Genomic DNA, 24,888 nt, shown 5'->3' with positions numbered 1-24,888 from the left:
CAGAAAAAGCCAATAAAAATAGATCTTAGTCGTTCATTGTGTAAACAGGTCTTCGGTGCAAGCGTACTATCTGGCGGAGGACCGAGAAACCAGAAAGTCGAATCGACAGAACAAAAATCAGATGGTTAGGATTGCTTTATGAGAAGTTTATTTAGTTTGGCGCTGCTAGCGAGTGTTTTTGCCCTAGTTCTTGCCTCAGTTGCTCAGGCAACAGTTTTTGAGCCAATTACATGTATTATGCTTTTTATACTTACGTTTCTGTCCAAGAGTGACGAAAATAGTTTGCTGTTGACATTGATTTTTGCGGTAGTTTTTGCCTTGGATGCAGTTTTAGTTTTTGGTTTAAAGTATGGAGTGTTTCCGGTTGTTGAAAGTTATTTCATAGAGAACATATATGCGTATGGAGCTCAGTTAGCTGTAAGCCTTTTACTTTTGTTTCTATTGCGTCATCGAATGACTGTAGCAGTTATACTCACACGTGGAAAGTCAGCTTCTGTATTTGAAAAGAACTATGCAGAAGGTCCTTTGTATTTATTGGTTATTATGCTTGTTTTTATCGATTTTATGGCTTTAATGGAAAACTTTCTTCGGAACTTAGATCGGATGGGAGTTGATGAAGAGGTTGCTAAAGCATTTTGGGAAGTAACCTTCTTTTTTGACTATTTTGCATATCTCAAAGCGGTCCCTATTATACTCTGTATTACGCTACTTTACGTTGGCTTAATCGTTAGAACTAAAAGACAACCAATTCAAAACTAGTCTGATATCTGAGGAAGCGTAATATCTTCGATATTGCGCTTATTTCTATATTTTAACTTCTCTCTACGATAAAGAATACAGTACCTTATCCTCTTAAGCGTAATTGTGACAGGTGTATCATCGCTACCTATTTGAATATTTGTGTTATTTCATAACCGAAGTGTTATTCCGCTTGTCTTCATATTAAACAAAATGTAATGTTTGGGTTAATTTGATGTTTTGGTTAAAGGGAAAAACGGGCGATGCAAACGCCAGAAGAGTACGAAGTAAGCCAGCGTATAGGAATACTAATAAAGGGCCTTAAGCATAAACGCGGGATGTCTCGAGAAGATATATGCCGCCACCTCGGGATTGGCATGCGAACGCTAGACAATTACCTTAATGGCGTTAGCTCTTTTAAGCTTGGTACGTTAATGAAGTTTGCTGACTTATGTAGAGTCAAACTCGCCGATATTTTGGATGATACCGAAGCGCTCTCAAGACTGTATCCTGACAATATGAAGGACAAAGGCAGTATCCTAACATTGCTTTTCGGCTCTCTTGCAACGGCAATGCTTTTTGAGTCAATCACTTTGTTTTTGTTAATTATGTTGCTTTGCTATTCATACAAAGACAAAAACAATCAATGCATGGTCGCAATTTTTGTAGTGATCTATGCATTAAGTAATGCATTTGGTTACTGGCTTAAATACGTTGTTTTCCCCGCAGCTGCTAATAGCTTCATTCAAAATGTATACGCTTTTTCAATAAACTTGGCACTAAGTTTATTTTTGCTCTTTTTAATTAAATATAGAATGAAATTTGCGGTGCTTATCACGCGAGGAAGATCTTTCGAAGTATTTGAGAAGAGCCTTGTTGAAGCTCCACTTTACTTCCTTGCTCTGATCCTAGCAGTTGTTGATTTTTGTGCGCTAATAGAGAATTTTATTCGCAATTTAGATCGATTAGGTATGGATGAAGAGAAGGTAAAAATATTTTGGGAGTTGACCTTCTTCTATGATTATTATGAATACCTTAAAGCCCCGCTGATGTTGCTTAGTATAGCACTTCTCTATGCAGGGGTACTTGCACGGAAAAGAAATATGCAGCAGCCCCAAAGCGCGTAGTAATAAGTCGATAAGTAAATCATGGAAATAGAAGGATAGCGAGGCGATGCAAACGCCAGAAGAGTACGAAGTAAGCCAGCGCATAGGGCTATTGATAAAGGGCCTCAAGCACAAACGCGGGGTGTCTCGAGAAGATATATGCCGCCACCTCGGGATTGGCATGCGAACGCTAGACAACTACCTCAATGGTGTTAGCTCTTTTAAGCTTGGCACGTTAATGAAGTTTGCTGACCTCTGTAGAGTTAAACTCGCTGATATTTTGGATGATACTGAAGCGCTCTCACGACTGTATCCGGACAATATGAAGGACAAAGGCAGTATTCTTACGCTTATCTTGGGATCTATTGCTGGGTATTTTCTTATTTTCGAATCTATCGTATTCCTCCTTCTATTATTTTTGTTTTTTTGCTGTTACAAAGATAAGAATAGTCAAACTATCACAGGCATTTTCCTTTTTATTTATGCACTTGAGGTCGCTGTCGCATATCTCTTGAAGTTCATTATTTTCCCAGCGGTTGAAAGCTATTATATCGAGAATATTTATGCTTTTGGACTGCAGTTAACTCTTAGTCTCATGTTACTGTTTTTGCTTAAACATAGAATGATGATTAGTGTATTTTTAACTCAGGGAAAATCTGCACCTGTATTCGAAAAAAATGGTATAGAGGCCCCAATTTATCTTTTGGCAATGACGTTAGCACTTATCGATTTTTTGGCTCTAATGGAAAATTTTATTCGAAATTTAGAGCGCTTGGGGGTTAGTGAGGAAACAGCAAAGGTATTTTGGGAGGTGAGATTCTTTTATGATTATTTCGAGTACCTCAAGGCAATCCCAATTTTTCTCTGCATCGCTTTACTTTATGTAGGGTTTATCGCGCGAAGAAATGCGCCGCTACAAGTTAGAGCTACACTGTAACTTTAGCAATAACGAATTCAGTATTAATAACAGTTTATATAGAAGGATCGCGAGGCGATGCAAACGCCAGAAGAGTACGAAGTAAGCCAGCGCATAGGGCTATTGATAAAGGGTCTTAAGCACAAACGCGGGGTGTCTCGAGAAGATATATGTCGCCACCTCGGGATTGGCATGCGAACGCTAGACAACTACCTTAATGGCGTTAGCTCCTTCAAGCTTGGTACGTTAATGAAGTTTGCCGATCTCTGCAGAGTTAAACTCGCTGATATTTTGGATGATACTGAAGCGCTCTCACGACTGTATCCAGACAATATGAAGGACAAAGGCAGTATTCTTACACTTATCTTGGGCTCGGCTTTTGGCGTAATTATTTTTGAGTCCACTTTATTTATCTTATTGTTGGTTTTGTTCTTTTACTCTTACAAAGACAAAAATAGTCAGCTGTTGACGCTTTGCTTTGTAGTAGTATTTTTGTGTTCAACGGTAGTTGCTTATGCGCTGGTAAATGTTATTTTCCCAATTCTTGATAGTGGATATCATAAGAATATCTGTGCGTTCACCATTCAATTTTCACTCAGCCTTTTATTACTTTTTTTGCTAAAATATCGGATGGCTTTTGCGGTGTTGCTTACCCGAGGAAGAAGCCCTTCTGTGTTTGAAAAAAACTATGCGGAGGGGCCATTACATTTCTTAGTTTTGACCTTAGCGTTAATAGATTTTTTTGCGTTAATGGAGAACTTTCTGCGCAATCTGGAGCATTTAGGTATAAACGAAGAAACCGCAAAGGTGTTCTGGGAAGTAACCTTCTTTTATGACTATTTTGCTTACTTAAAGTCAGTGCCTATGTTGCTGTGTGTCGCGGTACTTTATATCGGGTTTATAGCTCGAAGAAATGCTCCGCTACAAGTTGGGTATCTTGAGTCAGTACCAAAATAGGGCTGTTAACATATCGTGCTGTATGTGGATTAGCACTCTATGGGGTAAGCTATCTCGTCGCGAGTGTTAGGATGGTGTTTAGTGGATTTAAATTACCGTAATAGCCATCTATATTTGCTTGAACCCATTCATCTTTTGATATGTCTGGCTAATTGACAGAAAAGCCTAAGAAAAATAGTAGCTCCTCAAAGAAAAAACGTTGAGTTCTACCATTGCCCTCTCTAAAGGGATGAATAATATTTAATTCACAGTAGATATCCGCAAGCTGGGCTAAGATTTCTGGTTTAGCTGCGTTTATATCCAATGTTTCAATTTGCTGGAACTGCTTTTGTACTTCAACATTGATTCGTGAACAAGTACAAAACCGAGTTTCCCCTTTGGAAATGTCAACAGTGCTAATCTCGCCAGCCCAATCATATACATCTTGAAATAAATCAGTGGAGATGTCGTAAATGATTTAAACTAAATTCGTGGAGGGATTTGATTGTAGAAGAGTATTTACTATATCTAAAGGCGGTAAACGCTAGCTCAGCTTCCGCTAACTCATTTGCATCTGTAATATTAAGCTTATTAACTAGTACGTCAGATTTTGGATAACAATAGCTATCCTGAGCAACGCCGTATTTATCTCGCATATTTTGCTTTTAAATCAGCAATTGATTTGCTCAAGCTCTCTTGTTTAAAACTTAGACCTTCGTATTTAGCGCTTATTTCAAAGTTGCTCATTTTAGGTATAAATATTTGAACATTTTTGCTTTTTTCACCGAAGTAACAGCCATAAATAGACCTCTTGTCTGACTTCTTAAGTATAACTTAGCACTATAGTTATGCCAATAGTTCAAAACAGTCCGCTTCTTTTATTTACAGCCTAGCTTGGCGTATATGAAGCGCTATTCGACTTTGATAGTTTGATATGATATTTGATGACTTAGGCTCCTGGCAAAGCTAGCTTCGTGCGTGGGTCATTCTGTCTATGTGCCTAAAAAACTCAGAGGACAACATGTCTAATAAAAGTCTTAGTGCTCGAATTCCTGCCTATAAAATGGTATTAGCAACTGGCGAACTGCAGAGAACCTATAAGGATCTCGTCGCTATTGTTCAAAGTCTCAGAGCTGAATTCAGTAGGCAGTATAAAGGCCAGTTTACAGTCGGAAACGTATTACACGGGTATATTGACTTTACATACTTTTATCTGCAAAACGATTACCTTAAAAAACACAAACTCAAATTGGCAGTGGTGTTGAACCATCAAGAGGTGCAATTCGAACTTTGGCTCCTTGGGCAAACAAAGGATGTTCAAATTGAATATTGGACAAAGTTACAGGGTAACAAATGGGTGAATCAAGAGGTTATGCCTGAGTGGTCAATCTTTGAAATTCTAATGCTTGCTGACCCTGATTTCGACAATGTAAAAGTGCTATCAGAGCGGATCCATGGTGTGTTTGCTGAACTGTCTGAGGAGATCTTTGCCACATTGAAAGCGTACCAGTAGCACACATAACATTCTGAGTTTTCGCAGGCTATCTGCGTCGTGAAGTTTAAGCTGCTAATTTTCAAGCTTTAAATTTGTTTAACCCCATTTCTAGCGAAAAAAAGAGTGCTAGTAGTAGCACTCTTGTCAATGCAAAACTCAACAGCAATAACCTTATAGTTGCTAGTCCATGCTTGGGGCGCTGGAGTACACCAACTCAATTAGGTTATTCATCGTTCTTGATTTTTGCATATAAGCCTTTTCCATATGGGCAAGCTCTTGTAGTTCAAATAAGGTCGTTTCTACGAGTGCCAGCCATTTTTCTGTGGTGTCTGGTACCGCTTCACTTTGCTTTGTTGCTTTTTTTAGTGCGTCGTAATAAATAGTTAAGTCACGATATTGGCTTTGATAGTCCATTGTTGTTCCAACCCGTCTCTTTTAATTTACAGCAAGGTAACAGGAATTCTCAGCAGAAATCTGCGGAAAATAATTTTTTTACAACTTTTTAATTCGAAAGATAATTAATATTAGCAAAGGCGGAGATCACATCTTTCGCAAAGGCAATGCGAGGGTGTTTTAACGCGCCCTTTTTCCATACCAAATAGATATTGTTTTCAGGGCCTACGGGGCCAAGTTGGATCAGTTCACCTGCTTTTATGAGATCTCGGCAGAGATAATCGGGGAGGACGGAGTAACCTATTCCAGAGCGAATAATGTTAGCAATTGCTCTAATGTCTGGACAAATGGCGATGACATTAGAGTTGCAGCTCGCATTAAATACACGGTCAAAGTATTGTCTAACTAAAGGTAAGTCTTGATCGTACGTGACGACGTTATAGCTTGAGAGTAAGTCGGCGGTAATATCGCTGTCTTGAATTTCTCTGCCCTCTAAACGGTTCATCACTAGCCACAATTGCTCTTTGTCTAGAACGAGATAGTCAAAGGTTGTGGGATCTGGCGCAGAGGCGGCAATGGCGATGTCGGCGGTGTCGTTTATTAGTGCGTCGAAAATGTTAATTTTATTGCCAATATGAAGTACCACGTTAATGTTGCCCGCTTGCAGTAAGTTGGCGATTTGTGGACCAGAGACAAAGCTTAAATACTCCGCGGGGCCAGCAATATTTAGTGTGCCAAACACCGCATTGGAGCGTGCTCGAATTGAAGTGATCTTCTGCTCTAAAATATCGATATGACCAGATACCTGCAGCGCTAAGTCATGTGCTGTTGGCGTTGGCTTTACCCCTCTTGCTTGACGTTCAAACAGGGCTTTTCCTACTACCGCTTCCATGGTTTGAATATGTGCCGTGACAGCCGGCTGCGACATCCCCAAGTTGGCCGCTGCCTTGGTGATATTTTTGCAGCGGTATACTTCCACAAAGGTTTTTAGTTGGGTGAGATGAGACATAAAATACTTGAGCCATAAATATTCTGATTGCTCCTACCAATTTATCCGAATTCTCCTGTGTCCGCAAATCGCCTAAACTCGTCGATATTGAACTGGTATGAGGAGCCGGGATGAAAAAGGGTATAGTGAATACGTTGGGCTGGGTGTCATCGTTATTGGGTGCCGCACTTACGCTTAGCGCTCATGCAAGTGAAGGTGAGGTATTAGTGTTACTTTCGAGCGAAACCTCGATGGAACTTGCCAGTGGCGAGACAATAGAAACAGGTTACTACCTCAACGAGTTTGGGATACCTGCAAAGGCATTGGTGGATGCTGGATATAAACTGATATTAGCAACACCAAAAGGCAATGCCCCTGCTGTTGATCAAAAGTCAGTGACGGTTGATTACTTTGGCGGTGATGAGACTAAATTACAAAGCATCAAAAAATTTATTGCTAACCTGCCAGATATTAATGACACCGCAAGTTTTAGCGAGATCCTTGCAGCGGGGTTAGACGAGTTTGATGCGGTATTTATTCCAGGCGGACACGCACCGTTAATTGACTTGGCGAATAATCCGCAGGTGGCTGAAATTTTGCGCCATTTTAACCGCGAGAATAAACCAACAGCCGCGATTTGCCACGGCCCAATTACGTTGCTATCGGCGCAAAGTGAACCAAAAGCGTATTATAAGAGTTTAACAACACAGTCACCTGTTCAAGCGAAAAACTGGATTTATGACGGATATCAAATGACGATATTTTCGAACCCAGAAGAAGAGGTATTTGAAAGCACGTTAAATGGCGAAAAGCTCAACTTTTACCCAGCAGCAGCTATGTCTCAGGCTGGAGGAAAAATGCAGTTTGCAAATGCATGGCAGCCAAAAGTGGTTGTTGATAGAGAGCTAATTACAGGGCAAAACCCGTTTTCAGACTCATTACTAGCAGAAAAGCTGCTAGAAATGTTAGCGAAAGAACCGAATATTAAACAGTAAGGAATTGAGCATGCTTAATTTTGTATTTAAAAATCAAACCGAAATTCTTTTTGGTAAAGGCCAAATGAGTGAAATCACCTCACGATTACCGGAGGCTGCAAAGGTGCTGCTACTGTACGGCGGTGGCTCGATTAAAAACAATGGGGTATACGACCAAGCAATGAGTGCGCTGACAGGTGTTGAGGTTGTGGAATTTGGTGGTGTGGAGCCAAACCCAACATATGAAACACTAATGCAAGCGGTCGCGACAGCAAAGCAAAACGATGTGAACTTTATTCTTGCGGTTGGCGGCGGCAGTGTTATTGACGGCGCAAAGTTTGTGGCGGCAGCTTTTAATTTTGACGGTGAGCCTTGGGATATTTTGGTAAAAGGCGCAAGCTTTAGCAACCCATTGCCGATTGGTGCTGTACTTACTTTACCTGCGACTGGCTCTGAGAGTAACGGCAACTCAGTAGTTACTAAAAAGGCAACTTCGCAAAAGCGTGCGTTTTCGTCACCAACGGTACAGCCGCAGTTTGCGGTACTCGACCCAGAATACACTTATTCACTGCCGCCTCGCCAAGTGAGTAATGGGGTAGTGGATGCGTTTGTTCACGTGATTGAGCAGTATTTAACGTATCCAGTAAATGCGCCACTGCAAGACAGATTCGCAGAAGGTATTTTACAAACGCTTATCAGCGAAGGGCCAAAGGCGTTAAGCGAGCCTAACAATTATGATGTAAGAGCAAACGTTATGTGGTCTGCAACTATGGCGCTAAATGGCCTTATTGGTCAAGGCGTGCCACAGGATTGGTCAACGCATATGATTGGTCATGAGCTAACGGCATTGTATAACCTTGACCACGCGCAAACGCTTGCGATTGTATTACCTGCGGTGATGTATGTGCAACGAGACAAAAAAGCCGAGAAAATCAAGCAACTTGGTGAGCGTGTATTTGGTATTGCAGCCGCAGACGAAGCACAGCAAATTGACCAAACGATAAAAGCAGTTCAAGACTTTTTTGAGTCGATGGCGGTGCAAACGCGTTTAGCTGATTACCAATTAGACGAAAAAGCAGTACAAGAAGTTATCGCTAATCTAGAAAAGAACGGCATGACGGCGCTAGGTGAGCACGGCGATATTGATTTAGCGAAGGCGAAAGAGATTTTAATGTTGGCGTTGTAAGCTTATTAAAATCACAAGAGCAGGCGGATCAGCGTCTGCTCTTATTTTAGCCCAGATAACATACAAAAAATTGCGTGATTGATATCGCTTTAAACACAAAACTTTAATCTATTATTGAAATTGGTTGCGTGAAATACTTGGTTTACCTCGCCTATCTTCAGTGCTAATCTACGGCAGTATTCAAAAAAGTTTAAGGAGAATTTGATGATTGTTTTATTGAGCCACCCGGTAAAAGTTGTAGCTAGGTGTGATTAGTAGACGCTAACTTTCGTCTCTTCTAAATTTTTACTCCTTTTACCCGGTGTGATGCCTAACGGGCTTCTCCGGGGTCAATGATATTCATTAACCCTGCTTGATTTTTGCAGTCTTTCTGCATTTTTGAGATTTTATAATGAATACATCTTATTCGCCAACACAGCTTGGTTGGCAAGCATTTTTTCAACAGCAACTGACACTCACAGAACTGGAATCATCAAATCTTGGCCGCGTGATAGCGCACCACAGAAGTAATTATTTAATCCAGTTGCAATCACGGCAAATTTCTTTAGCTACTCATGTATCACTGCCTAGTATGACGGTTGGTGATTGGGTTTTGTTGGATGAAAATTATCAATTTATTAGGCTATTATCCCGCAAATCGGTTATTTCAAGGAAAGCTGCGGGCAGTAAAGTCGCGGAGCAATTGATAGCCGCAAATATCGATAGCCTGTTTATTGTTTGCTCGCTAAATCAGGATTTTAATCTAAACCGGATCGAACGTTACTTAGCACTGGCTAATGAAGCGCAAGTGGAGCCAATAGTTGTTTTGACTAAGAAGGATTTGGTTGACGGTTGGCAACAGCAAGTACAACTTGTTCAGGAGTTGGACCCATTTTTGACAGTCGAAGCGATTAATGCGTTGGAGCCGAGCTCCGTTGAGTGCCTAAAAGCTTGGTGTAGCACGGGAAAAACGTTGTCATTTGTAGGTTCTTCTGGTGTGGGTAAGTCCAGCTTGGTGAACACGCTGTTAGGGTGTAAAGAGCAGCTCACCGGTTCAATCCGTGAAGATGATGCAAAAGGGCGGCACACAACAACTGCTCGCTCGTTACATTTTATGGACAATGGCTCAGTGTTGCTCGATACGCCAGGAATGAGAGAGATCCAACTAGCCGACTGCCAACAAGGGATCAGTAAAACATTTGCAGAAATTGAAGTGTTAGAAAGCGCCTGCCGTTTCAGTGATTGCTCACATCAAAATGAGCCCGGGTGTGCTGTTCAGCAAGCGATAGAGAGTGGAGAACTTGAAGTTAGGCGCTTCAACAACTTCATAAAACTAAGAAGTGAACATCAAAGAAACAACGTCAGCCTAAAAGATAAGAGAGACAAGGAAAGAGCACTTGCAAAGAAGTATCGTTTTGTACAAAGCGATACTAGAAGACTAAAAAAGGGCTACTGAGCAGTACTAGCTAGTTCTGTTTTATCTTAAAGCAAAGTGGACTCGCTCCACTTTGGTTTCGTTTTCTACGCTAAAGTACAGCTAAAGCGAAAAGCGGCTAAAAAGACACCCATTTAAATTTAGAAGAAACAGGGGGAGGCATTTAACGCTGTGACTACTCAAAAGCTATGTAAACTAAAAAGTAAACTCTAGATCTTTAATAACCCTTGATTGGATACTCCTAATTAAACTATTGTCTTTAAGTGCACCAGAAAAGCGGCCAGTTCTAACTCTCTGAACTTCCATGTCAAATTCACATGGTTTTGAAGTTGCAATCTGCTCTAGATCTATGAGGCTAGCGCTTTTTGCATTAAATGTATTGCTTGTCGAGTTTCCAAATTGTGTTGAGAAAGAGCCTGTCACTAACCCGCCCGTATTATTCGGGCATGCATAGTTAACGATAAGAGATGTCTCACTCGCTAAGTCTATTCCATCAATATGAATTTCAATATCTTCATCATATCGAAAAGTTTTCTCTGCTTCGGGGGTAAGTATCAGAAAGCCTAAAGGAAGCTCAACTGATGCAGAAGCATTTTCTTCCTTCTTCCGATTTAACTGGATAGTATATAGGCTGTTACCAGTTACAACTGAGGATCTGCCCTCGTAATCAATATCTAGAATGTCGGTATCTTTAATCAGTTGAATCGTCTGACCATTTACGATCGCTCTTAGTGTATCTCCTTCGCTTAAGTTTACATTAGAGCCGAACGAGTCCCCAACATTTAACTCGGCCACGATTCGGGCTCTTTCTCCATTTGAATTTATTGATATATCTGCACTAATTGCGTTTGTTTTCAAAAGATTAGATTCTGTTTCAGATGTGCAGGCCGTGAGAAATGTGCTGATACTGGCTACTGTTATAGGTAGCAGATAAAGTTTAGATGATTTCATTTTTTACCCGTGATTCATTTAAAAACAGATTCTCCAATTTAGAAACAGAGATTGCAAGTTAAAAAATGTAATGGAATTGTACGAAAAAAAGAAACAAAGTAGCACCCAGTCGAATTATGAGTCACACTTCAGGACTCAATTTACAAGGGGTCTCTGGCTATGGCAGAAACCAAAAAAACCTTCGTTCGTGCAAGTTTTGCAAGGTAGTGAGTTGAGTAACTTCCCCATCTGTCAGGGGGTTTCAAACACCAGAGAAGTTAGAATAAGATAGTCAGAATGAATATGTAGCGTACATAGCTATTTGGTACAGCAACGTGGTTGTACTTAATATTGTAGGTATAAAGTTCTTCAAGCTAAATCTCTCCTGTTTATGGATAATTAGCCATAATTCAAGATTATAGAGAAAGCTATGTACTGCTGCGCAGAAAATGGCAAAGCTTATCGACATCCACTATAACTTCAGCTCTGATTGATCAGCAAATAGTTAGCCAAGCATGTGTGTAGCCATTGTGCCGGTGAGAATCAATTGCACTGGGTTATTAGCGTCTCATTCAGAGAGGTAACTGCGCAATAAATTGGGGCCATACTATAGGAAATTCCAACATATTCAATCATGTAGAACTGAATCAATTAAAATGAGAGACTGCCTTAAAAACCAGTGTACGATGAAAGCAACGCCGCGTTGGACACTGAATATTTAGATAAGGTGATTAGGGCTTAGCTGTTAACAGGGCAGAGCTTATCTTCGGTTAATGGTTGTTAACGAAGTATGCTCTCACCCTGAATGAAAAAGTAACTCAAAACGCAGAAGAATTATTTAAGGCGAGTCATGAAAGATATTCTGAGAAAAATCACAGAGCAACCGAGTGCAAAGTTTATTAAAAAGTTACGCCAAGCAGAGCGGCTGTTAAAGCAAACAAAACGAGTAAAAACAAACTCTATAGCCTACACGAACCGGATGTTGAATGTATCTCTAAGGGAAAAAGTGCGAAGCCGTATGAGTTTGGTGTTAAAGTGAGTGTCGCGACAACATTGAAAGAGCAGTTTGTGGTTTGCGCTCATGCAATGAACTGTCGATAAAGATAATGCTCAGTCTGGATTGATTACTGATATAGTTCAGCCAGTCTGAGCATCAAAACCTCAATATTCAGGATCGACCACTTACTAACTCACTCACGCGTGAGTTTCTGATTATCCTAGCATGGCTATAACGCACCTGTATTTTGTAGCTTTAGGTTGATCACTTGTACCGTTTGCTCTGAGTGCGAATGGATGAAAAAATGAACGCCTTCACACAGAACTATCTCACTGTGGACAGCAAACTGATGCCATGAGTCCAACTGAGCTGAGGTGATAGTATCTTTTTTACCTGAAAGTATTGTCATGTGCTCTGCAATTAGGCTGCTTTGTTCGCATTTATGCTGCTCTGCGAGGTAAAAATCGCTCCTCAGTGTCGGCAGGAAAAGCTCGAGTAGCTCCATGTTACCCAATACTTCTGGCGGTGTACCATTGAGCTCCTTTATCACCTGAATGAATTGCGCATCATTCAGGCTGGTACAGTCTTTATCTAGGCAAGGTAATTTGGGCCCGGGACTGCCAGGTGCAACAAAGTGCTGAGGTTTACGATAACCTAAGTGAATTGCTCGGCGCACAACCTCAAGTGCGACTCTGCTGCCTAAGCTATGGCCAAATACCGCGTAATTACCATTCAAATCAGAGCTTAATTCAGGCTTCAGTGCGTCAACCAGTTGCGTCATCTCTGCGAACGGTGCAAGCTCGAAGTTTGATCCTCGGCCTGGAGGTTGAACAATACACAGTTCTATATGAGGGTGCAGCAGCTGCTGCCATGGGATAAATACGTGTGTACCTCCGCCTGCATAGGGAAAACATATCAGCTTAACTTTGGCTGCGGGTTTTTTACTGGTCTTATAATCCATTTATTCATTTTTAAATCAACTTATAGAGCTGACGTATTGATAATCATACATTGAGGCAATGCCTGACACTCATTATGAACTGCTTATCCAATGTAAAAAATATCGCGAGGATTCAACTCCTGTGACAAGAAATTCATTCATTGCTGATCTGAGTGAGCACAGATTAAATAAAAGACGTGTTTATTGTTCACCGCAGCTCAGTTGACTTGCTGCAACAAAAATTGCTGTGTTACTTTTAATTGCCCGAAAAATGTTAGAGCAAGTATCTACTGTAAGTTTATGAGTTTGTTTATCAAACTAGCTTGTACTGATATTAGGCTAAGGTAATACAGGCGAACGCCAGCATTATCAGTACAAAGCAGCCTGTAGGACAGACGACACGGTTAGGTATAAATGCGTAGTGAGGTTTACATGGAACTGAATATTAAGGACAGCATTGAAAGACACAAGCGTTCCACATCCGCTATTCAGGTAAAGCGTTTATTACTGTGTGCGGTTATTTGCTTACCACTGCTTGGCTATATGTTCTTTCCAACTGTACCAGTTATCAAGAAAGAAGAACTGAGGATCTCCAGTGTAAAGCAAGGAGAGCTGAAAATTGAAGTCGCAGGTTATGGCAAATTGCGCTCCTGAGATTTGCACGTGATTAGCAGCGATGACAAAGCGATTGTTGAAAAAGTATTTTACTATCCCGGTGATCGTGTTGAAGCCAATACCGTGATCGTAGCAATGAACAACCCAGAATTGGTGCGCAAGGTAGATCAAGCGAGGTTTGAACTAGTTAAGCATAAAGCGAGCATGGAAGAAAAAAGCTTCAGGATCAATACACGCTACTCGAGCAAGAGCAGGCGGTTCACAACTTGCGTAGCCAAATTCAGCTGGAAAAACTCAATCATGACGCACAGCTTGAGTTACATAAGAAAAATATTGTTTCAGACATTGATTTTGAGCGTACAACGTTAAAGCTGTCCGATCTTGAGAAGCAACTTGAAACCTGTATCGGCCGTCTAGCGTTTTTAAAAATTCTTCATGCAAAACGAATTGAGCTACAACAAAAAATTGAAGAGCAATTCCAGCTTAATTATGATACGGCTAAACAAATGCTGGATAGAATGCAAGTGACCGCGGGCATTGCGGGTATTCTCCAGGAACTGACGGTGGATATCCGCAGCAGCGTATCTGCCGGGGAAAAAAATAGCCTTGATGGGGTCTGACAGCAATCTGGTCGTAAGGTTAAAGGTTCCTCAATTTAATGCGGATAGAATCAATTTAGGTACACCTGGTCATATCCAGACCTTGGCGGGCAAGGTAGGCACTGTGGTACAGCGGAGCGATCCGACGGTCATTGATGGCAAAGTGAACATTGAAATGGCCTTGGTCGGCCAGTATGTTCCTGGGCTAAGGCCTGAACTCACGGTCGATGGTAATATTGAAATTGATACAATCAAAAATGCCCTCTACATTGAGTTACCTGAAAGTGTTAGGGCAAACTCGGAACAAGATTTGCTCAAAGTGGTCGATGACACCGGGCATTGGCAAAAGCTCCGGTTTGGTATGCAGTCAGACAGCCTTATCGAGATTAAAGGCGGTGCGGCTGTTGGGGATCGGTTTGTATTATCTCCCTTGGCTAATTTTAGTGACGCAGTAAGCCTGAAATTAGAATAACAAGCGTTCAGATATAAAGATGCATCTAAATTGACATTAGCATGCGTTTTGCTAGGTACTTGATGTGTCTGAATTATGAGCTGGAATATGCAGTGTTAAAGCATGCCATCTATAGTATTATAAATAAAATTTAACAATCAATAGTTTAAGGCATGAAGTATTTTTTTATAACAACAATATTTTTAAGCTCATTTTTGCTATTTGGGATCCAGCCCATGGTCGCAAAAATCATATTACCGTATTTTGGCGGGGGGAGTGCGGTGTGGACTGCCTGTATGCTTTTTTATCAGAGCTTATTATTGGTTGGTTATCTTTATTCATTTTGTATTAGTAAGCTGAGAACTGTCTATCAGCAGCTCGCGGTGCACAGTGTGTTGCTGGTTGTCGGAATGGCACTGATGCCGCTTAGTCTGGAGTCAATTGCGACGACGGAAATTTCAACACAGCCGTTTTTTGATATCTTCACTTTGCTGTTGCTGGGAATAGGTGCGCCGTATTTTGTGCTGTCGGCCACTTCGCCACTGCTTCAGTATTGGCTTAGTCATTCGGTAAAAAGCGTCCAGGTCTATCGGCTGTATTCAGTTTCGAACGTTGCAGCCATGATGGCACTGTTTTGCTATCCATTGATCATCGAATATAACTTGGCGCTGTCTATGCAGGTCTGGATGTGGTCAGGTTTATATATCGCATTTTCTTTGTTCAATTTTTACTGCCTTTATCAGGTCTATCGCAATACGGACAAGAAAGCCACTCAGCCAGTTCAAACAGCGCAATCTAAGCTGGCATCAGGGGTAAATATCACCAGATGTATTAAGTGGTTTTTACTCTCTGCGACAGGTGTTATTCTGCTTGTATCGACGACCAACAACCTGACGATCAATGTCCCACCGATCCCTTTCTTATGGACTTTACCGCTGGCGTTATATTTACTGACATATATATTGTGTTTCTTCGATGAGAGAGTGTATCTTAAGTGGTACTGGAACCTTATGTTTTCAGTTGTATCCTTGGTGGCACTGTTTTTATTCTCTATTGGCTCGCAGTTTGCGATCACTGAACAAATCTGCCTGTATCTCGTTGTGTTGTTTGTTGCTTGTATTATCTGCCATGGTGAAATAGCCAAATCTAAACCAGGCAAAGAAGACATGACCCTGTTTTACCTGATACTGGCTGCTGGCGGATGTGCAGGTAGTGTATTTGCGTCCATTCTAGCCACTGAATTGTTTACTCAGTACTATGAGTACATTGTTGGTATATGCTTGGTCTTTGTGTTGTCCATTGCAATGGAATGGCAAAAACAGCAAGGGAAAGTAGAGCGCAAATTGGTCTACCTAAATGTTGTAGGTTGCTTGGTGTTTGTCAGTTTGTTTTACCTGATGCAAAGTCAGTTTAATAAATATAATGTTTACGAATCTCGTAATTTTTTCGGTATTATACAGGTGAAGGATATTGTGAATATCGATAATCCACAACGCAGGCTAATCGATGGCTACACGTCGCATGGGGCGCAAGCATTGGCTCATCAAGGTAAGCCCATGCCATTAAGTTACTATCGCCCGGAAACAGGCGTAGGTGTTATGCTCAACCTGATGGCTAATAATGGCTCAGGTAATAAAGTGGGCATTATCGGTCTGGGTGTGGGGGCATTAGCATACTATGGGCAAGCACAGGATAAGTTTGTATTTTATGAGATCAATCCGGATGTTGAGTATGTTGCTAAAAGATACTTTAACTACCTGACAACCTCGGCGGCAACTATAGATGTGCGCTCCGGTGATGCGCGGGTGAGCTTAGCTAATGATTACCAGCAAAATGGTGCTCATGGGTTTGACATGCTGATTGTGGATGCGTTTTCAAGTGACTCTATTCCTCAGCACCTATTAACCAGAGAAGCGCTCGCCTTGTATGAGCAGCACCTGGCGGCTGATGGGGTGCTGGTGTTCCACATTTCCAACAGTTACCTAGATCTGAGAGCGATTATGTCTGGTATCGAAGCGCAAAGTGGCTTGCAGTCTCGGTACTTTAAAACATCGGACTCCGCGACCGATACAGATCAAGCTGAGTGGGTGATATTCACTAGCAATATGCGCTATTTGGCTGATCCTCAAGTGGTGAGTAAGAGTGTGCCGCTGCGGGAAGTGAGTCAGAATGTGATCCAATGGAGCGATAACCATTCCAGCCTCCTTTCGGTGATCAAGCTATGAAAGCGGGGCGCCATCATAAAAGGGTGGGGCCTGAAACAGAGAGGTTTTTTTAATCGGATATTTGTGCAGTTTGGAACTGGCCATGTCTGGCGCAGCTCTAAGCTGTCCTTAAATGTAGTGCTAGTAGGTAAACGCTGGTTGTATCTGACTTATGTTCAACAAGTCGCATACACTATCGTGATGCCAACGCCAAAACGATACCTGGTAAGCCTTGTCCTAGCAATAATTAGGGGAGAATGCAGGTGAAGTTCGGGAGAGTTATTTTTCTCAGGGGAATTTATGGGGTCTGTTTTAAAAAGGTTTGTGCTTCTGCTGCTGATTATGCTCGGTATCGCATTGGCCTATATTTTCACTACGTTTAAGTTTGATAGCGGCAAAGAAATTGAGCTCAAATATGGTCTCCTCCCTTATTGCAAGGTTTCTTTAGTAAATAATAGGGACAGGATTGCTGTCATATATATGGTCTGTTAATGAGTTCTATTTGAAACTCTGACCTAGATGTAAATCGCGCATATTGTCCTAATCAGGTTATCGGTATTTAGCTACCCCTGAGCTCGACAGGTTTTCAATATGCCGGTTTGACCTGTTATGTCATTTACTTCAGTCACTTTCGCAATTCGGTGAAAGAAATCTACTTATCTTGCTTGATATGCCTCTTTTGATACTGTAATTGCCCAAGTCACTCTAGCCATTTTATTCGCATAAGCGACACAGGCTTTATTATGCCCTCGCGTTTGTACAAGTCGATTTATCCAAAGACTCAGTTGGTCTGTTTTATACTTTGCTCTCGATACAACCGATTTCGCCCCTTGAATAAGTAAACACCTCAAATATCGATTACCACGCTTACTTATCCCGAGCAAAACTGATTTTCCACCCGTACTACGTTGCTTGGGCACGAGACCTAATGAGGCTGAAACATCTTGCCCTTTTGTATAACCACTACCATTACCCACTTCGTTAAAGTAACTACTTGCAACTATTGGCCCTATGCCCGGAATACTCTGTAAATTGACGCATATCTCATTGTTTTTAACTTGCTCTTTTATCTGTTGATTGTACGTTTCAATACTTTCATCAAGCACTTGTAGGAGTTTATAGAGTTGGCTAAGCACTTGTTTAAAGCTCGCGGTCAATACTCGCTCCTCACCTAACAAAGCAGCCACTTCTTTGCGAACATTTTCGATACCTTTAGTAATGGCAATGCCGTACTCAAGTAGCAAACCTCGAATTTGATTACTCAGTGCTGTTCGTTGACCAATTGCAAGCTCTCTCACTTTATGGATTGTTTGACTATCTTGCTGCTCTAATGTTTTCACTGGAACTGAGCGAATATGTGCCTGCTGTGATGCAATTAAAATTGCATACGCATCGTTGTAATCATTTTTATTCCCCGTCAAAAATGGCTTCACGTGTTGTGGTGGTATGAGCTCAACTTGAAAACCTAATTGGCTAATTTCACGACCCCAATAATTAGAGGTTCCACACGCTTCCATGACTAATTTACAATTTGGTATTTGTGCCAAATAAGTCAGTAGTTGACGACGTTTAATAGCTTTCTTTACTACAATCTTATTGGATAGGTTACATCCAATAAAATGAAAAATATTTTTTGCGATATCGATACTGATTGTTGTAATTTGCATTTGGTCTTCTCCCATTTTGATTGTTTGCAATTCAATCATGGCGCACCGATGCCGAGTGTGGGAGGAGACCATTACATCAAGTTACTTAGTAACGTAATACAGCATGCTAAGCCTAAAACAGCATTTACCATTCACGCTGTATGCTCATGAATATACAGCGTATTTTTAAATTGCGATTGTGGATAATAGAGTTGGGGTAGAAGCTGATATTCGCAACAAGATATTTGAGCTGTTTTATACATAGAGGCATCATATTGGCAATTTTTGCCTTTGGCTAACTTATTAGTGCTGCAACAGCTCTGTGGCGAGATACATTGTGAGGAGTCTTAATTAGGGGGCGAAAAACTCCGTTTTTCTGTAGCTAAACACATGGGCAAAGTGAGTGCACGTTCATTGCAGCTAGAGCCAGAGAGAATAAACACAGTCAATGTTAGAGACTTTGCTTTATTCGCTCTATCCGTTGCTCAAAGCTTGGGTGTGTGCTTAACCAACTATGCTGTTCGTCGCTTTCCTTGGCGAGTTTTTCAAATATAGAGATCATCGCAATACTATTACCATACAGCGTCATTAGCTTGTTGTGCGCGTACAAATCAGCCTCGAGCTCAGCGTGCTGAGAGTAATTTTGGTTGATACCTAACATTGCGCCCTGCATCATAAGATCTGAGAGCGCAGAGATGTCACCCAATACGACACTCAAACTGACAAATACGATAGACGAGCTCACAAGGGATTCCATGACGTGATTATGCTCCACATGGCCAATTTCGTGGAGTAACACTGCGCTAAGTTCTTGCTGAGTCGATGCCAGTTCGACCATGTTATCGGTGATCACAATGCTACCATTGGCCAGTGCCATGGCGTTGGCTTTATCTTTCCACTGCCTAAATTCAAGTTTAAATTCACGTTCCCTCGATGCATTGGCGCCAAGCAATGAGACAAATAAAGCTCGAGTCTCTTGCTGCTTGATTTCACTTAATTTTGATTCAGAAAATTCCGAATTATCTAGCTCATTTAGGCTACCTTCGTCGATGATTTGGTAGATTTGTTTGGGCAGTGAGGCTGAGATCTCTTCAGCGAAGTAAGGCACGCCTTTGGTATAAAACTGATAACCACTAAATAAAACGACCACAACCGTGGCCGCTATAATCCAAAGCCACTGCGTTTCTTTAGATTGTTTGATTCTGCTGTGTATCTTTGAGCTCATCTAGCACTTCTCGCATCACATCGATGTTGTATTTTCTCACTATTTTTTGGCTATTAAATAACTGAGGTAGCTCAATTAAGCACACTAAAATTAGCAGTATCCAGCCATAAAAGAGAATAAGCGCAAGCCCTATTAGCATCAAGGTGAGATTAATAGCACCACGTGCAGTTTTACCCAGATAAAAGTGATGTAAACCTGCGGCAAAGAAGTAATTGAGTACGGCGTAAGTATCAGGATCTTTTACTAGCTGTTCTTCTAGTTGGTAGTATTGCTTGCGCGCTTCAGGACTTAGCTGAGCAACTTGATTTCTCAACGCTTCTTCTTGTTCTCTTAATGCTATTTCGTCCATGGAAACTCCTAGGATTAGGTTATGGTAGGGGATCTGATTTTACTTCAATACAATCTGGATCATTGCAGCGCCTGATCCGACAAAAACCGATACGCACGCCTTTAAAGAAGCCGTATTTTTCGATTGCTTGATAGGTATATTCAGAACATGACGGTGTAAAGTTACAACTTATATTAAAGTGGGTTTTTGCTCCACCATTCGCTTGATAGCGGCGAATGGCAGACAGAGCAAAGCGTTTAAGCACGTTTACGACCAAGTGTTAAGATCACGGCTTCGCGGCTCCAAAATAGCATAAAACGTTTGTTTTCGATAACTTGGAAAACAAGCTGCCAGCCATCTTGCGCTTCCATATTTAATGTTGCTTCAAGCTTTTTTAACGGTAATCCACTTGAGCCAAGTAACAGTGTGCCGCAGCCACCTTCAACTACATGGATAACTTTATATTCGTCGTATTGGGTCATAATACATCCCTGATTTAATTAGAATAAGTGAGATTTAATTCTATAGTAGCCAAGTGATCGCGACAATAGCGATTTTGTTGTTATTTTTTTAATTACAACAAAGTTTGATATTACTCATGAATAAAGCAAGACGTTACCCCAAGTGACCACTCTACAACGGCTTCAGCATGCAGTTTGGTCGTGTCATAAAGAGGGACTTGAGTATGCACTTGTTGAACGAGCAAACCTATTTCTGTGCAACCTAAAACTACCCCTTCAGCCCCTTGTTGATAGAGTGCATCGATGATGTCTAGATAAGTTTGCCTTGAGCTTGCGTTGACTTCACCGCGACATAATTCGTCATAAATTATGTTGTGAACTAAAGTTTGTTGGTCACCATCAGGTGTTATGACCTCAATGCCGTGAAGGTCTTGCAATCGTGCTTTATAAAAGTCTTGCTGCATCGTAAACATTGTACCCAATAACGCAACTCGCTTTACGCTGTCATCTTTAAGTCGCTTCGCGGTTGCGTCGGCAATATGCAGTATCGGTAATCCTGACGCTGCGCTAATTTCATCTGAAATTTTATGCATGGTGTTGGTACAGATCACAATGGCATCAGAGCCTGCAAGCTTCAACGAAGTAGCAGCACCAGCCAAAATGGTGGTCATTTTTTGCCAATCACCAGCTGCTTGAAGCTCTGCAATTTCGGCAAAGTCGACGCTATACAAGCAAAGCTTAGCACTGTGTAGCCCGCCAAGCTTTGCTTTAACGGTTTGATTGATAAGCTGATAGTAGCTTTGTGTTGACTCCCAACTCATACCACCAATTAGCCCAAGTTGTTTCATAGTGATTGCTCGTTATTTGCTGATAATAACGACAATAACGGATCTGGATTGAAACTTGAACCATCAGCCTAAGGCGAGTTGACGGTTTTTCTTACTCTTGAGTTTCTTACGCTTTCTTTGCCACCATAAATATAACCCAGTAAAACCAAGCAATACGGGGGCGAGCCCCATAATACACCAAATTATTTTACTGGTAAGCCCTGCAAAGTGGCCAAAGTGGAGTTTTCTAAAACTGTCGATTACCCGGTCTACAGTAGACGCCGTTCGAATATCGTAGGCAAAGGTTTGTTTACCAGATTGCGCGTCAAAGCTAACCGTTGCTGCATAGTTACTAATGAACGGGTTGGCATCGGCGACGCTGCCAAAAATGGTAATGCTGGTTTGCTCTGGCTCAAATGGAAATAGCCAGTAGGTCGGTTTAAGTCCGTCAACCGCACGATGGCTTTGGGTCATCATGGCATCAAAATCTAATGAGTGGTTAAACATTGTGTGGGTGACAATATGGTGCTCATCTTCTTGATGCTCAAAAGCCTCGTGGTAATACTCCACTGCATTAAAGTAAACGCCAGTAATGCCGAGCGCGAGTAATACCGGCGCACTCCAAATACCAATTACCTTATGCAGGTCGCTCATCATGACGAGTCGAGGAGCTTGTCGTCTAAAGCTAAAGAATCGTCGCCAAAAGCGCCGATATATCACTAAGCCGGACACACCAAGCAAAGTAAAAAGTATGGCAACAACTAAACCGATAACGACACCCATGTGTGGAAAGGTTTTGCTCACATCATCAAGTAGTAAGGTGTAATGTAGGTGGAGAATAAAATCAGTAAAATCGCTGTGAATACCCACAGGTTCGCTTAGCATTTTTCCCGCGTAAGGATCTAGATACGTTTTAAACCATGTGTCTGTACCATGCTTTAATAAATAGACTCTATCAGCTTCGTAGCCGTCATCGAATATTTCCCAGCTACCAATTTCATAATTTGGGTGGGTGTCTGCGACATAATTAACGAGCATCTTCATGGGCTGACGTTGGACGTCTTGGTCCTGATAAGTCAATGTCGCTTGCTTTGGAAGTAATAGGCTATCTATCTCGAACTTAAACACCAACATGCTACCTGTGACTGACATAACGGCGAGCGGCAGTATCGCGATTAATGCCATTGCACTGTGCCATTTAAATAGTGTTTTACGCATTGTTTTCCTTTGAGTTAAAGCTAAATGAGAATGAATAAATGGATGAATTTACAGGCTGAATTAACAAGGACACCCACCTTAATGCTTGCAGGCGCGCTAAGGTGGGTGTCCGTTTAAATCTTTCAGTCTATGTCCTTCCGTAAGCTCTCCTAGATGAATGACTAAAAGCGATAGTGAAGACCAACATCGGCTTTGCGCTCAGCCCCCATCCAGCAGTTGCTTTCGTCATAGCATGCACCAACGTATCGCTTGTCACTGAGGTTACTAATGCTAAAGGTGATCCTAGCTCGCTCGCTGAGTTCATAATCAAAGGCGATGTCGAATAAGGTATAGGATGGCACGGTATCTGAGTTGTATTTGCCAACATAACTCTCGCCAACATACCGAGCGCCAACACTTACTTTAAGTGCGTCTAGCAGGCTTGGATAATAGTTCAACCAAAGCGATGCGGTGTTATCTGCAACCCACACTAAGCGTTTCCCCACCAAATCTTGGTCTAATTCATTTTTAGTGACTTTCTGGTCTAGATGCGTGGCATTGAACTGCACATCAACTTGTTCATTAAAGGTGTGAGAAGCCTCAAGCTCAATACCTTTGGACTGGATTTCACCGGCTTGAGTTTTCGTGACAAAGTCTTTGCTGTTAATGATTTCGTTCTGCTTGGTGAGATCGAATAGCGCAAATGTTAGCTGTGTATCGCGAGATTGATATTTAACGCCAAGTTCCCATTGTTCTGCTTCAGTTGGCTTGAAGGCTTGTTGAGTTACGCTATCTTCTCCTGCAACGGGTTCAAATGACTGACTATAGCTCACGTAAGGTCGCCAACCAGAATCCAGCTGATAAAGTGCGGCAATTCTTCCGGTGAGTTGGGTGTCATCAATATTTGATTCCGTTTGCCACTCGGTGCCAGCGTAGTTTTTATCAGCAGTAACATCACTGGTGAAACTGTCGTATCTAAGACCTGCCAAGAGGGTTAGCGCTGATATTGTCACTTCCTCTTGGACGTAAAACGCACGGTTACTCTGTTCAATATCGTGCGCTTCGGTATAGAAGTTAAGTGGCAAAGCGCCTACATCAAAGGCTGCATAATTGGGCGCTGCTAGATTAATGTTTGGTGTGCCTGTCCCGAGTGTATCCCAATACCCTACGGTTGAGCTTAAGGTTTTGTATTCAAAACCCAAGAGTAAGTGATGTGATGAGTCGCCAACGGTAAAGTGAGTAGACAATTGGTTGTCTAAAACATAGCCGTGTTGCGTTTCATCGGTTTTATATGCTGCACGGGCAAGTATGGTGTCGCTATCTGCTATTAAGTTTTGGTTGTAGGTATTTTGCTGCAGGCCTTCTGCATCGGTGTAACGCCAGTTGGCAAACAAAGACCAATCGTCAGACAAACTGTGCTCCAGCTTTAGCCCTGCCATTAGCGTTGTTCTATCAAAATTAGACCAATTGATATCGCCTGCAAATGCATCGGTATCTAGATAACCATAACTTGCGCGCGTAAGCGTACTAACGCTATGTAAGGGGGTAGATGGTATGGCTTTGGGATCGTCTTGGTAATAAAGCTGTGCAGTTAACGCCGTATCATGGTTCGGATGCCAGCGCAGCGAAGGTGCAAATACAGTGCGTTCTTCTTCCGTTGTTTTTTGCTGGCCATCACTTGTTCTTGATAGCGCAATGGCACGATAGCTTAGTTCATCGGTGATCACACCTCCATGATCAACGCCGATTTCTTTGAGCGCTCTACTACCGACTCTCAGGCGAACCTGTGTTTGCTCAGTGCCATTAGCAAGCTTTGCGATTTGATTCACCATGCCACCTGGCGGTGCAGAGCCATAAAGTACTGACGCAGGGCCTTTTAGCACCTCAATGGTGTCGGTGGCAAAGGCATCAACTTGAGGATATAAATTCCAAAGATTGTTAGATTGCAGTTCTAGGCCATCGTAATAGTTTCGATAAGATTCAAAACCGCGAATAGTGTATTGGTCAAAAATGGTGACTGTACTGCGGCTCTCTGGTGTGATACCAGAAACATAGCGTAACGCAGCATTGACCGAGTCAGCTTGGCGTAGCTGCAGGGTGTCTTGATCTATATGAGAAATAGAAAAGGGCGCGTTGATTGGTGCTAAAGACGACTTTGTTCCGGTACTTTTATATTGGCTGCCCTGAACTTCTATTCTTTCTAACTCATCTTTTTGGTTTTCATTGGCACTGGTGGTTTGAGAAAGCAGTGAGAGGCACACTGCAGCATAGAGCGTGTTGATTTTCATTGTTCTACTACTATGGATAATGAGAGTGATTCTT

General features: G+C 41.8%; 25 protein-coding genes and 1 pseudogene. 13 read left to right on the top strand and 13 right to left on the bottom strand.

Annotation, left to right across the window (positions count from 1 at the left end):
- The first annotated feature begins 138 nt into the window (after nucleotides 1–138).
- The 4 genes from GSF04_RS03165 to GSF04_RS03150 all read left to right on the top strand — a co-directional run bounded on the left by GSF04_RS03165 (nucleotide 139) and on the right by GSF04_RS03150 (nucleotide 3,717).
- A complete protein-coding gene (locus GSF04_RS03165; protein ID WP_211856567.1) occupies nucleotides 139–759 on the top strand; it encodes a hypothetical protein in 621 nt (206 codons plus the stop codon).
- Nucleotides 760–1,001: 242 nt separating this feature from the next.
- Entirely contained in the window at nucleotides 1,002–1,865 is an 864-nt protein-coding gene (locus GSF04_RS03160) for a helix-turn-helix transcriptional regulator (protein ID WP_211856565.1), read from the top strand.
- Between the two features lie 46 nt (nucleotides 1,866–1,911).
- Nucleotides 1,912–2,781, top strand: coding sequence for a helix-turn-helix transcriptional regulator (locus GSF04_RS03155; RefSeq protein ID WP_211856563.1), 870 nt, complete (start codon nucleotides 1,912–1,914; stop codon nucleotides 2,779–2,781).
- A 57-nt stretch (nucleotides 2,782–2,838) separates the two neighbouring features.
- Nucleotides 2,839–3,717, top strand: coding sequence for a helix-turn-helix transcriptional regulator (locus GSF04_RS03150; protein ID WP_211856561.1), 879 nt, complete (start codon nucleotides 2,839–2,841; stop codon nucleotides 3,715–3,717).
- A 148-nt stretch (nucleotides 3,718–3,865) separates the two neighbouring features.
- Here GSF04_RS03150 and GSF04_RS23280 read toward each other — a convergent pair whose 3' ends face one another.
- Complete coding sequence (locus tag GSF04_RS23280; RefSeq protein ID WP_249122374.1) at nucleotides 3,866–4,117, bottom strand: Fic family protein; 252 nt, start codon at nucleotides 4,115–4,117, stop codon at nucleotides 3,866–3,868.
- 600 nt (nucleotides 4,118–4,717) lie between these two features.
- Between GSF04_RS23280 and GSF04_RS03140 the strand changes: the two genes are divergently transcribed.
- The gene (locus GSF04_RS03140) at nucleotides 4,718–5,209 is read left to right on the top strand and encodes a hypothetical protein (RefSeq protein WP_211856559.1); all 492 of its coding nucleotides are present in this window, start codon (nucleotides 4,718–4,720) and stop codon (nucleotides 5,207–5,209) included.
- A gap of 162 nt (nucleotides 5,210–5,371) precedes the next feature.
- Here the strand turns inward: GSF04_RS03140 and GSF04_RS03135 are convergent, their stop codons facing one another.
- Nucleotides 5,372–5,605, bottom strand: a complete 234-nt coding sequence (locus GSF04_RS03135) for a hypothetical protein (RefSeq protein ID WP_010369844.1) — start codon at nucleotides 5,603–5,605, stop codon at nucleotides 5,372–5,374.
- Nucleotides 5,606–5,693: 88 nt separating this feature from the next.
- On the bottom strand, nucleotides 5,694–6,593 hold the full coding sequence (locus tag GSF04_RS03130) for a LysR family transcriptional regulator (protein ID WP_010369842.1): 900 nt from the start codon (nucleotides 6,591–6,593) through the stop codon (nucleotides 5,694–5,696).
- 110 nt (nucleotides 6,594–6,703) lie between these two features.
- On the opposite strand from GSF04_RS03130, the gene GSF04_RS03125 reads away from it, so the two are divergent.
- The 3 genes from GSF04_RS03125 to rsgA all read left to right on the top strand — a co-directional run bounded on the left by GSF04_RS03125 (nucleotide 6,704) and on the right by rsgA (nucleotide 10,167).
- Nucleotides 6,704–7,567 (top strand): type 1 glutamine amidotransferase domain-containing protein, encoded by an 864-nt coding sequence (locus tag GSF04_RS03125; protein ID WP_211856558.1) that lies wholly within the window; start codon nucleotides 6,704–6,706, stop codon nucleotides 7,565–7,567.
- A 10-nt stretch (nucleotides 7,568–7,577) separates the two neighbouring features.
- Nucleotides 7,578–8,732 carry an iron-containing alcohol dehydrogenase gene (locus tag GSF04_RS03120; protein ID WP_211856557.1) on the top strand — a complete coding sequence of 385 codons (1,155 nt, stop codon included), beginning with the start codon at nucleotides 7,578–7,580 and terminating at the stop codon, nucleotides 8,730–8,732.
- Between the two features lie 391 nt (nucleotides 8,733–9,123).
- On the top strand, nucleotides 9,124–10,167 hold the full coding sequence (rsgA, locus tag GSF04_RS03115) for a ribosome small subunit-dependent GTPase A (protein ID WP_130127657.1): 1,044 nt from the start codon (nucleotides 9,124–9,126) through the stop codon (nucleotides 10,165–10,167).
- 174 nt (nucleotides 10,168–10,341) lie between these two features.
- Here rsgA and GSF04_RS03110 read toward each other — a convergent pair whose 3' ends face one another.
- Entirely contained in the window at nucleotides 10,342–11,097 is a 756-nt protein-coding gene (locus GSF04_RS03110; protein ID WP_211856556.1) for a hypothetical protein, read from the bottom strand.
- Between the two features lie 901 nt (nucleotides 11,098–11,998).
- Here GSF04_RS03110 and GSF04_RS23275 point away from each other — a divergent pair.
- Nucleotides 11,999–12,150: pseudogene (locus GSF04_RS23275) on the top strand (IS5/IS1182 family transposase); the annotation flags it as partial.
- A 152-nt stretch (nucleotides 12,151–12,302) separates the two neighbouring features.
- On the opposite strand, the gene GSF04_RS03105 reads toward GSF04_RS23275, so the two are convergent.
- Nucleotides 12,303–13,034 carry a thioesterase gene (locus GSF04_RS03105; protein ID WP_211856555.1) on the bottom strand — a complete coding sequence of 244 codons (732 nt, stop codon included), beginning with the start codon at nucleotides 13,032–13,034 and terminating at the stop codon, nucleotides 12,303–12,305.
- A gap of 411 nt (nucleotides 13,035–13,445) precedes the next feature.
- Between GSF04_RS03105 and GSF04_RS03100 the strand changes: the two genes are divergently transcribed.
- The 4 genes from GSF04_RS03100 to GSF04_RS03085 all read left to right on the top strand — a co-directional run bounded on the left by GSF04_RS03100 (nucleotide 13,446) and on the right by GSF04_RS03085 (nucleotide 16,903).
- The gene (locus GSF04_RS03100; protein WP_211856554.1) at nucleotides 13,446–13,667 is read left to right on the top strand and encodes a hypothetical protein; all 222 of its coding nucleotides are present in this window, start codon (nucleotides 13,446–13,448) and stop codon (nucleotides 13,665–13,667) included.
- A gap of 227 nt (nucleotides 13,668–13,894) precedes the next feature.
- Nucleotides 13,895–14,248: a hypothetical protein gene (locus GSF04_RS03095; protein ID WP_211856553.1), complete on the top strand. Its 354-nt coding sequence runs from the start codon at nucleotides 13,895–13,897 to the stop codon at nucleotides 14,246–14,248.
- The gene (locus GSF04_RS03090; protein ID WP_211856551.1) at nucleotides 14,235–14,699 is read left to right on the top strand and encodes a hypothetical protein; all 465 of its coding nucleotides are present in this window, start codon (nucleotides 14,235–14,237) and stop codon (nucleotides 14,697–14,699) included. Before GSF04_RS03095 ends, GSF04_RS03090 begins: the two co-directional genes overlap by 14 nt.
- A gap of 215 nt (nucleotides 14,700–14,914) precedes the next feature.
- The gene (locus tag GSF04_RS03085; protein ID WP_211856549.1) at nucleotides 14,915–16,903 is read left to right on the top strand and encodes a fused MFS/spermidine synthase; all 1,989 of its coding nucleotides are present in this window, start codon (nucleotides 14,915–14,917) and stop codon (nucleotides 16,901–16,903) included.
- Between the two features lie 635 nt (nucleotides 16,904–17,538).
- On the opposite strand, the gene GSF04_RS03080 is transcribed toward GSF04_RS03085, so the two are convergent.
- From GSF04_RS03080 to GSF04_RS03045, 8 genes are all read right to left on the bottom strand, one after another.
- The gene (locus GSF04_RS03080; protein WP_249122324.1) at nucleotides 17,539–18,549 is read right to left on the bottom strand and encodes an IS110 family transposase; all 1,011 of its coding nucleotides are present in this window, start codon (nucleotides 18,547–18,549) and stop codon (nucleotides 17,539–17,541) included.
- 430 nt (nucleotides 18,550–18,979) lie between these two features.
- Nucleotides 18,980–19,753, bottom strand: coding sequence for a M48 family metallopeptidase (locus tag GSF04_RS03075; protein WP_211856547.1), 774 nt, complete (start codon nucleotides 19,751–19,753; stop codon nucleotides 18,980–18,982).
- Nucleotides 19,716–20,102, bottom strand: a complete 387-nt coding sequence (locus GSF04_RS03070; protein WP_045988345.1) for a membrane protein — start codon at nucleotides 20,100–20,102, stop codon at nucleotides 19,716–19,718. Before GSF04_RS03070 ends, GSF04_RS03075 begins: the two co-directional genes overlap by 38 nt.
- Before the next feature lie 19 nt (nucleotides 20,103–20,121).
- Nucleotides 20,122–20,346, bottom strand: a complete 225-nt coding sequence (gene yidD, locus GSF04_RS03065) for a membrane protein insertion efficiency factor YidD (protein WP_211856545.1) — start codon at nucleotides 20,344–20,346, stop codon at nucleotides 20,122–20,124.
- Nucleotides 20,339–20,563 (bottom strand): DUF4177 domain-containing protein, encoded by a 225-nt coding sequence (locus GSF04_RS03060; RefSeq protein WP_010369821.1) that lies wholly within the window; start codon nucleotides 20,561–20,563, stop codon nucleotides 20,339–20,341. Before GSF04_RS03060 ends, yidD begins: the two co-directional genes overlap by 8 nt.
- Before the next feature lie 110 nt (nucleotides 20,564–20,673).
- On the bottom strand, nucleotides 20,674–21,390 hold the full coding sequence (locus GSF04_RS03055) for an aspartate/glutamate racemase family protein (protein ID WP_211856543.1): 717 nt from the start codon (nucleotides 21,388–21,390) through the stop codon (nucleotides 20,674–20,676).
- Between the two features lie 63 nt (nucleotides 21,391–21,453).
- The gene (locus GSF04_RS03050) at nucleotides 21,454–22,587 is read right to left on the bottom strand and encodes a PepSY-associated TM helix domain-containing protein (RefSeq protein WP_211856542.1); all 1,134 of its coding nucleotides are present in this window, start codon (nucleotides 22,585–22,587) and stop codon (nucleotides 21,454–21,456) included.
- A 161-nt stretch (nucleotides 22,588–22,748) separates the two neighbouring features.
- Complete coding sequence (locus GSF04_RS03045) at nucleotides 22,749–24,854, bottom strand: TonB-dependent siderophore receptor (RefSeq protein ID WP_211856541.1); 2,106 nt, start codon at nucleotides 24,852–24,854, stop codon at nucleotides 22,749–22,751.
- Nucleotides 24,855–24,888: the final 34 nt, after the last annotated feature.

Origin of the sequence: Pseudoalteromonas sp. A22, assembly GCF_018141345.1 — a bacterium.
Lineage (GTDB): Bacteria > Pseudomonadota > Gammaproteobacteria > Enterobacterales > Alteromonadaceae > Pseudoalteromonas > Pseudoalteromonas maricaloris.
This window is presented reverse-complemented; position numbering and strand designations above follow the sequence as displayed.

Excerpts from the sequence above, each read along its gene's own strand:
- GSF04_RS03140 (WP_211856559.1), top strand. The coding sequence starts at position 4,718 with ATGTCTAATAAAAGTCTTAGTGCTCGAATTCCTGCCTATAAAATGGTA.
- GSF04_RS03150 (WP_211856561.1), top strand. The coding sequence starts at position 2,839 with ATGCAAACGCCAGAAGAGTACGAAGTAAGCCAGCGCATAGGGCTATTG.
- GSF04_RS03060 (WP_010369821.1), bottom strand. The coding sequence starts at position 20,563 with ATGACCCAATACGACGAATATAAAGTTATCCATGTAGTTGAAGGTGGC.
- GSF04_RS03080 (WP_249122324.1), bottom strand. The coding sequence starts at position 18,549 with ATGCAAATTACAACAATCAGTATCGATATCGCAAAAAATATTTTTCAT.
- GSF04_RS03075 (WP_211856547.1), bottom strand. The coding sequence starts at position 19,753 with ATGAGCTCAAAGATACACAGCAGAATCAAACAATCTAAAGAAACGCAG.
- GSF04_RS03110 (WP_211856556.1), bottom strand. The coding sequence starts at position 11,097 with ATGAAATCATCTAAACTTTATCTGCTACCTATAACAGTAGCCAGTATC.
- GSF04_RS03055 (WP_211856543.1), bottom strand. The coding sequence starts at position 21,390 with ATGAAACAACTTGGGCTAATTGGTGGTATGAGTTGGGAGTCAACACAA.
- GSF04_RS03165 (WP_211856567.1), top strand. The coding sequence starts at position 139 with ATGAGAAGTTTATTTAGTTTGGCGCTGCTAGCGAGTGTTTTTGCCCTA.
- rsgA (WP_130127657.1), top strand. The coding sequence starts at position 9,124 with ATGAATACATCTTATTCGCCAACACAGCTTGGTTGGCAAGCATTTTTT.
- GSF04_RS03160 (WP_211856565.1), top strand. The coding sequence starts at position 1,002 with ATGCAAACGCCAGAAGAGTACGAAGTAAGCCAGCGTATAGGAATACTA.
- GSF04_RS03135 (WP_010369844.1), bottom strand. The coding sequence starts at position 5,605 with ATGGACTATCAAAGCCAATATCGTGACTTAACTATTTATTACGACGCA.
- GSF04_RS03045 (WP_211856541.1), bottom strand. The coding sequence starts at position 24,854 with ATGAAAATCAACACGCTCTATGCTGCAGTGTGCCTCTCACTGCTTTCT.
- GSF04_RS03100 (WP_211856554.1), top strand. The coding sequence starts at position 13,446 with ATGGAACTGAATATTAAGGACAGCATTGAAAGACACAAGCGTTCCACA.
- GSF04_RS03085 (WP_211856549.1), top strand. The coding sequence starts at position 14,915 with ATGGTCGCAAAAATCATATTACCGTATTTTGGCGGGGGGAGTGCGGTG.
- GSF04_RS03155 (WP_211856563.1), top strand. The coding sequence starts at position 1,912 with ATGCAAACGCCAGAAGAGTACGAAGTAAGCCAGCGCATAGGGCTATTG.
- GSF04_RS03050 (WP_211856542.1), bottom strand. The coding sequence starts at position 22,587 with ATGCGTAAAACACTATTTAAATGGCACAGTGCAATGGCATTAATCGCG.
- GSF04_RS03070 (WP_045988345.1), bottom strand. The coding sequence starts at position 20,102 with ATGGACGAAATAGCATTAAGAGAACAAGAAGAAGCGTTGAGAAATCAA.
- GSF04_RS03125 (WP_211856558.1), top strand. The coding sequence starts at position 6,704 with ATGAAAAAGGGTATAGTGAATACGTTGGGCTGGGTGTCATCGTTATTG.
- GSF04_RS03120 (WP_211856557.1), top strand. The coding sequence starts at position 7,578 with ATGCTTAATTTTGTATTTAAAAATCAAACCGAAATTCTTTTTGGTAAA.
- GSF04_RS03105 (WP_211856555.1), bottom strand. The coding sequence starts at position 13,034 with ATGGATTATAAGACCAGTAAAAAACCCGCAGCCAAAGTTAAGCTGATA.
- GSF04_RS03130 (WP_010369842.1), bottom strand. The coding sequence starts at position 6,593 with ATGTCTCATCTCACCCAACTAAAAACCTTTGTGGAAGTATACCGCTGC.